The following is a 1,030-nucleotide window of genomic DNA, read 5'->3' on the forward strand; positions in this document are numbered from 1 at the left end:
AAGGTCCTTCGCACGCGCAGGAGGACAGCCGTATTTCACTGACAACTCACAACGCACAATGAAGGAGTTTGGACTGATTGGCCGCACGCTGAAACACTCGTTTTCGCAGACCTATTTCACCCAAAAGTTTCAAGACTTGGGCCTCGAAGACTATCGGTATGAGTTGTTCGAGCTACCCGAGGCCGCCGATCTGGCGCAGCTGCTGGCGGCGCGCCCGAACCTGGCCGGCCTCAACGTTACGATTCCGTATAAGGAACAGATCTGGCCTTACCTTGACGAGCTGGCTTCTTCAGCTGCCAGGGTAGGGGCCGTGAATGTGGTGGAGTTTACAGCCGATGGTCGCCGTGTGGGCCACAATACCGACGTTACAGGCTTCCAAGAGTCGCTGCGGCGCTTCTACCCTCGCCGCGATGCGCCCGACCGCGCCCTGGTGCTGGGCACCGGCGGCGCTTCCAAAGCGGTAGAGGTAGCACTGCGCGACCTGGGTATTAGTTACTGGCTGGTGTCACGCAATCCCTTGGCGAATGGCCTCACCTACGACGACCTCACGCCCAAGCTGGTAGCAGCGCATCCGCTCATCATCAATGCTACGCCCTTAGGCACTTTTCCCAACGTAGACGACTGCCCGTCGCTACCCTACCACGCCCTCACCCCCCAGCACTACCTCTTCGACCTCATCTACAACCCCGCCGAAACCAAATTCATGCAGCACGGCCTCGCCGCCGGCGCCCACGTCCTCAACGGCTTCGAAATGCTCTGCCTGCAAGCAGAAGCTGCATGGGAGATTTGGAACGGGTGAGTAGCGAAGTTGTGAGTTTGTGAAGTTGTGAAATGGTGGATTGAAAAACGTGTGTCATCCTGAGCAGAGCGAAGGACCTTATCACGTCAGAACGACAAACGTACAACGACTCGTTCAACTGGCATAAGGTCCTTCGCTCCGCTCAGGATGACATACGTTTTTCAATCCACCATTTCACAACTTCACAAACTCACAACTTCGCTACTCACCCTCCCTGCTGGCCGCTGCTGC

The 1,030-nt window shown here is 57.0% G+C and carries 1 protein-coding gene; it reads left to right on the forward strand.

Annotated features, from left to right (window positions below):
* Positions 1–58: 58 nt before the first annotated feature.
* A complete protein-coding gene (locus tag KYK14_RS21905) occupies positions 59–799 on the forward strand; it encodes a shikimate dehydrogenase family protein (RefSeq protein WP_219161764.1) in 741 nt (246 codons plus the stop codon).
* Positions 800–1,030: the final 231 nt, after the last annotated feature.

Origin of the sequence: Hymenobacter profundi (assembly GCF_019334315.1) — a bacterium.
Classification (GTDB): domain Bacteria; phylum Bacteroidota; class Bacteroidia; order Cytophagales; family Hymenobacteraceae; genus Hymenobacter; species Hymenobacter profundi.

Coding starts and splice junctions, on each gene's coding strand:
- KYK14_RS21905 (WP_219161764.1), top strand. CDS start 59: ATGAAGGAGTTTGGACTGATTGGCCGCACGCTGAAACACTCGTTTTCG.